The 3,889-nt window shown below is 37.4% G+C and carries 3 protein-coding genes; all 3 read right to left on the reverse strand.

Features of this window, described 5'->3' with window-relative positions:
* Positions 1-798: 798 nt before the first annotated feature.
* Positions 799-1,443, reverse strand: coding sequence for a ferritin family protein (locus Q0095_RS02225; RefSeq protein WP_297880955.1), 645 nt, complete (start codon positions 1,441-1,443; stop codon positions 799-801).
* 410 nt (positions 1,444-1,853) lie between these two features.
* Positions 1,854-2,528, reverse strand: a complete 675-nt coding sequence (locus Q0095_RS02230; protein ID WP_297880957.1) for a histidine phosphatase family protein — start codon at positions 2,526-2,528, stop codon at positions 1,854-1,856.
* Between the two features lie 44 nt (positions 2,529-2,572).
* Positions 2,573-3,130 (reverse strand): rhomboid family intramembrane serine protease, encoded by a 558-nt coding sequence (locus Q0095_RS02235; RefSeq protein WP_297880959.1) that lies wholly within the window; start codon positions 3,128-3,130, stop codon positions 2,573-2,575.
* Between the last annotated feature and the right edge of the window lie 759 nt (positions 3,131-3,889).

The raw sequence follows: 3,889 nt of genomic DNA on the forward strand, positions 1-3,889 counted from the left end.
TTAGAATTTAACTCATTAACTCGGCAAAATTTAAAATTAACGCGCGAGCCTTAGAGCTTGATCGCAAAAGAATCTAAAATTTTACTCTTTTGGAATATAGAATAATTTACTTTTTAGATTTTCTCATGTGATTTTGCCTAAAATTCCAGATAAATTTAGTGCAAAATTTCATTTAAATTTTGACGATACGGGATTTCATCCGAGGATTTTATAAGCAAAAGATAATCGACATATTAAGAGGTAGCGGATATAAAATTTATCTGCAAATTCCGCAAGGATGGAATTTCTGATTTAAAATTTAAACCCTCGAAATTTTATAGTTTGATTTGCTTTCAAATTCTCATCGCACCGTATTCGCCTTAAAATTAAAGACACAAAAGATTCTGCCACCAAAGTTTGCTGTGAAATTTACCGATGCGAAGCTTGCTTCGTAAACAGCGCAAGAATCATATAGAAATTTCCACTAAAAATTTAAAGAGATAGAATCATATATAAATTTCTAATAAAATTTAAAAAGATAAAATCATCGGCATGATTATTTTAGATTTATTTTACGACAGAAATCCCGCTCTTGCGAGCAGGATTTCATTTCTTAGGGGGATAAGAAAAGGAGTTTAGGCTAAATAAATTTAGCCCGAGATTTCGTCTAGCCACGGAATTCGCGGCAAAAAGGAGCAAAAAGACGAAATCTCGCGCAAAATTTTAAGCCAAGATTTGAACGATCAGCTCGCGACAATAAACGAAATTTGCGACGGCTTCGAAAGCTATCGCAAAAACGCCGTGCCGCAAGCATCAAAATTAAACAAGCCTTTGTTTTTTGAAATACTCGCGCGGAGCCTTGCAGAGCGGACAGGCGCCGGGAGCTTTCTTGCCGCGATGAACGTGGCCGCAGACCTCGCACACCCAAACTTCCTCATCAAAACTCTCAAAAAAGCCCTCTTCTAGCAGGATCTTTTGAAGCTCGTTGTATTCGCGCTCGTGCTCCTGCTCGACCTTGCCGATAGCGTTAAAAAGGCGCGCAACCTCTTTTTTACCCTCTTCGGTCGCGATTTTAGCGAAGCTCGGATACATGCTCTCGTGCTCGTAGCGCTCGCCGGCGGCAGCATCAAGCAGATTTTTATCCATTTTATCAAGCGGAATGCCTGCGGCTGCATGATGCGCCTTTAGCTCAGCTCTGGCATGCCATTTTTCGTTTTCGGCAGCCTCGTAAAAATGTCGCGCAATGGCGTGAAAGCCTGCCTCTTTGGCCAAATCGCCATAAAGATCGTATTTGTTGCGCGCCTGGGACTCGCCTGCGAACGCCTTCATTAAATTTACCTGCGTCAGATCCTCGGTGATACATTTCATCGGCTCGCCGCAGCAGCTAAGCGCGCCGCCGCCTACTTTTTGCACCTCGACCTCCGCGCCGCATTTTTCGCATCTATAAGTTTCGTATTGTCTCATTATCAATTCCCTATCAAAATTTTTAGGGAATGATACCACGACTACTATTAAATTTTACTTAATAAATTTTATTCTTCTCAATAAATTTATGTTTTTGAGAAAATTTCAGCACGAAATTTTCGTCCGAAAAATTTAAACTCAAGCTTTTTACAAAGCAAATGAAATTTCAAGCGAAAGTGCTAACACTCGATCATCTAAAAATATGAAATTTAGTTTTCTGACTCATTTAGTCTACGATTTTAAGGCGAGCCACATCATTGGAAATTTTTTAAAATTTAAAGTTATCTCAAAAACAACTTGCTAATTTTACCGCGCAGTCTTGTTTATGAGTATATGACAATGCTTGGCAAAAATTAGCCTTATGCACTAACGAGCCGTCCGATTGTAATTATGAAGCGTTAAAAGCGTAATTAAGGGCATTGTAGCATTACCATCTTACCGCTATGATCGGTAATATCTGAGAATTTATGAACGTCAAATTCTAAGCCGCAAATCGAGCAAGGAGGAAATTTATCGACTTCCTTCTCGCCTAAAAGCGAGCAAATTGCGCCTATTGTCGGATTATGTCCAACGATAAATACGCATTCCGCGCTAGCTGCATTAAAATTTTGCACAATATCTGCGCTAGAAATTTCTACATTGTTGCAAGATATCGCATTATTTTCGCTAATGCTAGCGGGAATTTTAGTGCTCTTAAAAGCAGAATTTTCATCGTTTGCGTCGCGAGGTTTTTCGCTATTCAGACCAACCGTATTGTATTTTTCTACATTCACACCGCACCCAAAAAATCGTTTCTCATCCAAGTTGCGAACAAACTTTGCCAAATCCCATAAGCTTGCGTCGTATAACTCTCGCAATGACGCTACCCTTTTTGTCGCATCCAACGCATTAGCGATAATTTGCGCCGTATGGAGTGCACGCATAGCCGAGCTTGTAATAATTAAATCAGGCGTAAGTCCCAAGCTACGCAGCTTTTCTCCGAGTTTAATTGCGCAAAGTTCGCCCACTTGGCTTAATGTCCGCTCAAAATCGCTTCCGTTGCCGCTTTGCGCCTCGGCATGTCTTATAAAGTATATCCGTTTCATCTGCATCCTTTCACAAAATTTTATGTAAAATTTAGCGTTAAATTCTACAAAATTCTAAATTTTTTCTGGATCATTCCAAAGCCATAACCGACCACAAATCCCGCTATGTGCGCATACCACGCCACATTTATACCCATTAGCATCGGTGCAAAGCTTATTATCAAAATCGCGATAAAAATCCCACCCGCATTGCGTTCATCAAAATAAGCAATCACGCCTAAAAGCACGCAGATAGCGCCGCTAGCGCCTACGATATTGACGATTTCTCCCATGCTCATGGCATAACGGATATAAATCAGGCACAAAGCGCCGCTCAGCAGCCCGCCTACGATGTAAAGTAGCGTAAATTTTATCCCACCGAACGCTCGCTCTAAAATCCCACCAAATTGATATAAAACCGCCATATTCATAGCTAGATGCATCACTCCGCCGTGCATAAAAAATGAACTTAGTAGCTGCCACGGCATCCCTTCGAAAAAATACGGATTGAGCCCAAAAAACAGGTAGGACTTAAAGCCGAAAAAATATTCCAATGCGAATGAAATTACGAAAAATAGGATATTCACCGCGATGATCGCGAGAGTAAATTTGCCTGATTGCATGAAGCTCCTTAAATTTTTCACGCATAGTAGCAAAATTTTTATTAAATTAAAGGCGTAGTGTGATTTTATAGGCTAGAGATAAATTTATGGATAAGTGCTAGCATTAAAATTCGCTAATAGTTTTAATTGAAAGCGCCTTATCAAATAGCTGCGCTAAAATTTAAAATTTAGATATAAAGCTTTAAACTAAAATTTTCGTAACAAAATTTAGACCGTAAATCTTTTTTGAAAGCTTTACTGGAATTTATAAAGTTTATCTGACGTAAATTAAAAAACAAACATGCCGTTAAATTTAATAACGATGGAATTTTAACTATATGAAGCTATTTCGTAGAATTTTATGTAAAATTATAAGTATAATTTTACTAAGAACAACAAAAATTTGAGTTTAAATTAATTTCAAAATAAATTTTAGAGTAATTATTTTAAATGCTTATTATATTGCGCGTTAAAAATGCTAATTTGATTTGTCGCGATAGTATCAAAGTGAGTTTTTATTCATAAGTTTTTGCTGCAGGAGTTTAAAAATCATAAAATTCTAAAATTTGATTAGAATTTTTTAGGAATTTAATAAATTCTGCAAAGATAGGTTGCAGCTAAAATTCCAAGCTAAATTATCTGCAAAATTTCACTTGAAATTTTAGAGCCTAAATCAAACCGCCGCGAATTTTTAAAAGGTCTAGCAAAATTCCATAAAATCTAATAAATTCCAAACGTTATAAGAAATTTTTCAAAAAATACGGAAAAAATTTTCAAAAT

This window comes from uncultured Campylobacter sp. (assembly GCF_938045535.1).
Taxonomy (GTDB): Bacteria; Campylobacterota; Campylobacteria; order Campylobacterales; family Campylobacteraceae; genus Campylobacter_B.